This is a genomic window from Streptomyces thermovulgaris (assembly GCF_002155915.1).
Taxonomy (GTDB): domain Bacteria; phylum Actinomycetota; class Actinomycetes; order Streptomycetales; family Streptomycetaceae; genus Streptomyces; species Streptomyces thermovulgaris.
In genome coordinates, this window is the sequence record NZ_MUME01000457.1 from 1 (window position 1) to 4,340 (window position 4,340).

4 protein-coding genes are annotated in these 4,340 nt (G+C 63.9%); 2 read left to right on the forward strand and 2 right to left on the reverse strand.

The window, feature by feature from the left end:
• Nucleotides 1-764, forward strand: a 764-nt coding sequence (locus tag CCN35_RS26290) for a helix-turn-helix domain-containing protein (RefSeq protein ID WP_107501104.1), incomplete at its 5' end; no start/stop codon positions are given.
• On the forward strand, nucleotides 761-967 hold the full coding sequence (locus CCN35_RS26295; RefSeq protein WP_086794583.1) for a DUF397 domain-containing protein: 207 nt from the start codon (nucleotides 761-763) through the stop codon (nucleotides 965-967). The genes CCN35_RS26290 and CCN35_RS26295, both read left to right, overlap by 4 nt.
• A gap of 58 nt (nucleotides 968-1,025) precedes the next feature.
• On the opposite strand, the gene CCN35_RS26300 is transcribed toward CCN35_RS26295, so the two are convergent.
• Both CCN35_RS26300 and CCN35_RS26305 read right to left on the reverse strand, forming a co-directional pair.
• Nucleotides 1,026-2,573, reverse strand: a complete 1,548-nt coding sequence (locus CCN35_RS26300; RefSeq protein ID WP_086794586.1) for an HsdM family class I SAM-dependent methyltransferase — start codon at nucleotides 2,571-2,573, stop codon at nucleotides 1,026-1,028.
• On the reverse strand, nucleotides 2,570-4,126 hold the full coding sequence (locus CCN35_RS26305) for a restriction endonuclease subunit S (protein WP_086794589.1): 1,557 nt from the start codon (nucleotides 4,124-4,126) through the stop codon (nucleotides 2,570-2,572). The genes CCN35_RS26300 and CCN35_RS26305 overlap by 4 nt, the downstream gene beginning before the upstream one ends.
• Nucleotides 4,127-4,340 lie beyond the last annotated feature (214 nt).

Genomic DNA, 4,340 nt, shown 5'->3' on the forward strand with positions numbered 1-4,340 from the left:
TGAAGCTGTGGCGGGAGTCCGCCGGCATGCCCCAGGCAGAGTTCGGGGCGGCCATCGGATACGGGCAGGAGCTGGTCTCCTCCGTGGAACGGGGACGGCGGATCCCCCGCCCCGAGTACCTGGACGCGGCGGACAAGGCCCTGAACGCGGGCGGCAAGATCTCGGCGATGAAGGAGGACGTGGCGGAGGCCCGGTACCCGAAGAAGGTACGGGACGTGAAGCGCCTGGAGGCGGAGGCCGTCGAGATCTGCTCCTACAACAACTCGGTCGTCGACGGGCTGTTGCAGACCAAGGAGTACGCACAGGCCGTGTTCAGCTCACGGCGCCCGCCGTTCACGGAGGAGGAGCTGGAGCAGCAGGTGGCCGCGCGGCTGGCCCGTCAGGAGATCGTCAGTAGCGCAACAGCCCGGCCACTTTTCAGCTTTGTGCTGTGCGAGGCGACGCTACGGCGGCCGATCGGGGGCAGGATGGTCATGCGCGGGCAGCTCGAACGGCTGTTGGAGGTGGCCAGGTTGCCCAACATCGATCTTCAGGTTCTTCCTCTCGACAGCGAGGAGAATTCAGGCCTCGGCGGCCCCTTCCGACTGCTCAAACTCAAGGACGGAACAACCGTGGGGCTCGGCGAAGCACCACTCACAAACCGCGTGTTCTGCAATCCCAAGGAGACCACCGTCCTCGACATGCGCTATGGGATCATCCGAGCGCAAGCCCTCACGCCACGGAAATCCCTGACCCTCATCGAAAAACTGCGGGGAGAGACATGACCCTCAAGCCCTACAGCGGAGCCGGTACCGAGCTGGAGTGGATAAAGAGCAGTCACAGCTCGGACGACGGCCCGTCCTGCGTCGAAGTGGCAGCGGTCCCCGACCGCATCCTCGTCCGCGACTCCAAGAACCCCACCGGCCCCCGACTCACCCTCACCCCCACCACCTGGGCGGCCTTCCTGCCGTACGCCGCCGCCCACTGACGGATCAGCCGCGCGCGGCCCGCACCCACGCCCACGGGTGCGGGCCACGCGTACGCCGTCATTCCGAGGCCGAAGGCACTTCCGCTGCCGCGCCCTCGCCACGGGCCTGCTGCAGCGTCTCGGCGATCGCGGTGAATTCCTCCAGAGCTGCCTGAAGGTCCTCGACGATCTCAGCGGCCAGCACCTCGGGCGCGGGCAGGTTGTCCGCGTCGTCGATGCTCGGGTCGCGGAGCCAGGTGATGTCGAGGTTGGCCTTGTCGCGAGCGATCAGTTCCTCGTACGTGTACGCCTTGAAGCGTTCCGTCTCCACTCGCTTGGAGCGGTCCTCGCCGGGGCGGTAGCACTGCACGAAGTCCTCAAGGTGGGCCCGGGTAAGGGGATTCTGCTTGAGGGTGAAGTGCTGGCCCGTACGGAAGTCGTAGACCCACAGCTTCTCGGTCCACGGCTTCTCGGGGCGGGCCGGCTTGCGTTCGAAGAACAACACGTTGGCCTTGACGCCGCCCGCGTAGAAGATGCCGGTGGGCAGGCGCAGCAGCGTGTGAACGTCGTATTCCTTCAGCAGGCGCCGACGGATGGTCTCGCCCGCACCGCCCTCGAAGAGGACGTTGTCGGGAACGACGACCGCCGCGCGGCCGTGGATCTCCAGCAACGAGGCGATGTGCTGGACGAAGTTGAGCTGCTTGTTGGTCGTGGTGACCCAGAAGTCGCGGCGCTCGTACGCGATCGCCTCACGGGCGGCCGAGCCGTCGTCGCCGTAGACGGTGATCGACGACTTCTTTCCGAAGGGCGGGTTGGCCAGGACCAGGCTCGCGCGCTTGACGGGCGGGGTGGCGAGGGCATCTTGGGTGTGGACCAGGGCGGTGCCAGTGGGCTGGCCGATGCCGTGCAGGAAGAGGTTCATCGCGGCGAGGCGGGCGGTGTTCCGTACGAGTTCGGTGCCCCAGATACCGCCGCTGCTGAGGTGCTTGCGCTGCTCGGGGGTGAGCCGGTTGCCGTACTCGTGAAGGATGTACTCGGCGGCGGCGAGAAGGAAGCCGCCAGTGCCGCAGGCGGGGTCAGTGATCGTGTCGTCAGGGGTCGGACGGACACAGTCGATGATGGCCTGGATCAACGAGCGGGGCGTGAAGTACTGGCCCGCGCCCGACTTGATGTCCTCAGCACCACGGGACAGCAGTTCCTCGTAGGCGTCGCCCTTGATGTCGGTCTTCTGGCCCGACCAGTTCTCCTTGTCGATCAGGTCCTTGACCAGGCGCTTGAGCTTCGCGGGGTCGTGGATACGGTTACGGGCCCCGTTGAAGATCAGGTGGAAGGTGGTGCCCTTGCGCTGGTTGCCGAGGTCTTCGAGAAGCTGTGTGTAGGCGGATTCGAGCGCGGCACCGTCGCTGCTCAGCAGCTCGGGCCAGCCACGACCTTCCCAGACCGGCCCCTCGGGCATGATCTGCTCGCGGAACATCGGCGGGCGGGACTGCGCCTCGTGCGCCATCTTCAGGAACACGAGAAGCGTCAACTGCTCGACGTAATCGATGGTGGAGACGCCGTCGTCCCGCAGGACATGGCAGTAACTCCAGAGCTTGTCGACGAGCCGACGGGCCTCAGTCGTGGTCACGAGGAGATCTCCAGGTCAAGGGTGGGCTGAGTGGCAGTGGCCAGGGCGGGGGCGTCTGCCCGAGGTGGCGGGGGAGCTTCCAGAGTGGATGCAGTACCCGGAGTGCGCTTGCGCTGAGCGGGTGCCCGGCGAGGGCTCCGGCGACGGGACTTGGTCACCCCGGCTGCCTCCCGCTCCGCGCGGATACGGTCGAGAAGGGCCTCAGCGGGCTCATCGGCAGGATCCTGGGGGACCAGACGGCCGGCGAAGGCTTCGGCGAGGAGGGAGCGGCGAACAATTGCAACACGCCCCAAGACCGAACGGATGGCTGCCTCAGTTTTCTCAATGACCGAGAGTCTACGCTCGGTCTCCTTCACAATCTCTTCTTGCACATCACTTGGAGGCACTGGCACCGGGAACTGTCTGATCTTTTTCAGGCTGATCGACGCCAAATTCACGCTCTGCTTGCCATTTACTTCGAACCAACGACGTCCGAAGCTGTTCGCGTGCCAAGCGATAATCTTCGGGTCAACCACTTCATCGCGAACACGGGCACGGAACACATGGTTCTGGTGGATGCAGTTATCAATCTGTCCTTCCCAGATCCATCCCCTGCCAAGCTTGTCGCGATCACCCCCTTCATTCAGGAGCACATCTCCCGGCCGAAGAGAAAGTGCCGCAATCTTGTCTGGCGTAGCACGAATACTGGATACATTCGAAAGATCCAGGCGCCCACGCTGCACATTGGCGACCCGCAGATAGGGAACCTCTACAAGCTTCGGATCAGACTGCCGCTTGGAATCCTTAGTAATCCCTCCAACAACATCTGCGATTTCCTCAAGCCGGGCCCAAGCCCACCCTCCAGGCAACCTAGGAAGGTCACCGTCGATACAATCAGCGGGTGTTGGCTGCACCTGCTCTTCCGCAGCGGTAAGCCCGATAAGCCGCCCGTCACAGGCATGGCGCAACAGCTGCCCTGCGTATGCGGTGAGCTTCTGCAAACCTGCCCGCGCTACGGATTCGGCTCGCGCCAGTTGAGTCAGATATTCCTCAACAGCTGAGACGATGCGCCGCTGCTCCTCCAACGGAGGCACTGGGACCTGCCATGCAGCAAGTCTTGCAGCCCCGAGATGGTGGATGCCCACGCCGCGCGAGTGTTTCACGAAGGCTCCACGGATGGCTTCACTGCGCAAGAAATGCAGCAGGTAACCGGGGTCGACGCCATAGCTGCGAACACGGATCAGCGTGTTCTGAAAGCAACAGTCAGCGATCTCATCGTTCCAAATAGCGGGCTTACCGACCTCGGAGGCGCTACCAGACGCCTCGCTCAGTAGGATGTCCCCCTTCTTCAAGCCGTAGACGGCAACTTCATCATCCGTGAAGTTCATCTCCTTCACGTCGTCCAGCTTGAGACCATTCCAGTCCACATTCGCAGCGCGCAGGTACGGGCGCATCTGCGTACCGGAATGGTTCTTGGGCGATCGCTGCCGACCAAGCCGCACCTCGGCGATTTCGTCCAGTCGAACCTGGACCCACCCCTTCGGAAGCTCCGAAGGATTACCGCCCTCGCTCACGCACTCAACTCCCGTCCCAGCTCTTCCAAAATCTCAGCCCCCCGATCGGCCCCGAACTCCCTCAGGAACCCATCCACGCCCCCGCGCTCAACGAAGGCTAAGGGCTGTCCCGTAACTGCTGGTCGCAGGTGAGATGATCATGGTGTGGCTGGTGTGATCACGGCGTCGGAGCCGTCCTGGATAGCCCCGTTCACCGGGCTGAGCCCGCGACAGT

Bases quoted from the DNA above. Each gene is read 5' to 3' on its own strand.
- CCN35_RS26295 (WP_086794583.1), top strand. From the start codon at position 761: ATGACCCTCAAGCCCTACAGCGGAGCCGGTACCGAGCTGGAGTGGATA.